Annotated in this window: 2 protein-coding genes; both read left to right on the top strand. The window is 30.8% G+C overall.

Annotated features, from left to right (window positions below; translation table 11 throughout):
- The first annotated feature begins 98 nt into the window (after window positions 1-98).
- Complete coding sequence (locus LGK97_RS19575) at window positions 99-665, top strand: hypothetical protein (protein ID WP_226261998.1); 567 nt, start codon at window positions 99-101, stop codon at window positions 663-665.
- Window positions 665-1,339 (top strand): hypothetical protein, encoded by a 675-nt coding sequence (locus tag LGK97_RS19570; RefSeq protein WP_226261996.1) that lies wholly within the window; start codon window positions 665-667, stop codon window positions 1,337-1,339. Before LGK97_RS19575 ends, LGK97_RS19570 begins: the two co-directional genes overlap by 1 nt.
- Window positions 1,340-1,376 lie beyond the last annotated feature (37 nt).

The raw sequence follows: 1,376 nt of genomic DNA, 5'->3' as shown, positions 1-1,376 counted from the left end.
TAAGTTTTTCCTCCACTATATAATTATTAAGAGAAAACATTATTTTTTTATAATTTTTAGTGGGGGAGTTTTGGGTTAGAATATGGGGGAGTTTTCACTTGACAAATACAAGTACAATACTTGCTTTAAATGATTCTGAAAAAATTGAATTGATGATGATTAAATTAGCTGAAGCGGAAGACAAAAATGTCTTGCCCCTGTTTAATGCTTTGAAATGGGTTAGGAAGGCATGGGATAGCACGGATGAAGATGACCAGATTATTTATTCTATCATAGCTTTAGAATTTGTAGTTTCGGGAGAAAAAGGAGAGCCGTTAATAGAAAAATCAAAGAGAAAATTAATAAAGAAAGACTTGGAACAAAGTCTTAGATCTCATTATGATTGTTCAGGTAAATTAGAAGGGTTAATAGCAAAGGTACTTGATGAGTTTGATCATGCTTATTCTGATACGCCTTTTTTTGTAAAACTTCAAATACTTATCAAAAGATTAGAAATAGAATTGAGTGATGATTATATTGATTTAATAAAAACAGCAAGAACTAAACGAAATGATATTATTCATGGGCGAAACAGTGGGGATATTTCCTATCACAATGTAAAAAGGTTATGCCAAATAGTTAGTCAAATTACATTTAGTAAAATCAATTCTTTGGAGGTGGAGTAATGAGTGTAATGGGTATATGTGAGGCTATTGGAATTGAATTACAAAATACAGAAGAAGGTATTGGTGCTTTAAAAAAATATTCAAGTTTATTAGGGGGGTTAAATGAAGATGATAAATATTTATTTTTGCAATCAAGCAATAAAGTGCAATGGGGATTACATTTTTATATTACAGAAGCTGTGGTTGACTTACTAAAAGCAAACATCGAAAATGAATATCTAGGGAGTGAGGTTCAACGTATTTTATTAAACAAATATATTGATGTATGTATAAAACCTATGCATTCGCTGGGCGATTTTATATCAAGCATTAGCATGTCTGTATTTCAAAATAATGTACAATATAGTTTACCTTCTGAAGTAAGAGCAACGCCAAAGCTAATTAGATTGATTCAGGATTTATCTGTGGAATGTCAGAAGACAAGAGTGTTACAAGAACTAGTACCGAAATTTCAATCCGGTTCGAATTTTCAGAAATTATTAACTGAGTTTGATTTATTACACAAAGACATAATCGCACCTCCATATAGCAAAAGTGATAGGGTGATAGTAAAAAGGCTATCTTTATTAGGTTATAGTAAGAATGATGTAGAACTTGTATTGTTAGAGGACACTTTAATTCGCAGTAAATCCTCACTTTTAGACATGAATATCAGCAACTGTAGGTATGTATAAAAAAGACACAAAATGTATTGAATACAATTTGTGTCTT

It is taken from the genome of Clostridium sp. CS001 (assembly GCF_020443565.1).
GTDB lineage: Bacteria > Bacillota > Clostridia > Clostridiales > Clostridiaceae > Clostridium_AD.
The sequence above is the reverse complement of the archived record's forward strand: the minus strand, read 5'-3'. Positions and strand labels throughout refer to the sequence as shown.

What these genes read in the sequence shown, in the direction of transcription:
- LGK97_RS19570 (WP_226261996.1), top strand. Translation starts at nt 665, where the DNA reads ATGAGTGTAATGGGTATATGTGAGGCTATTGGAATTGAATTACAAAAT.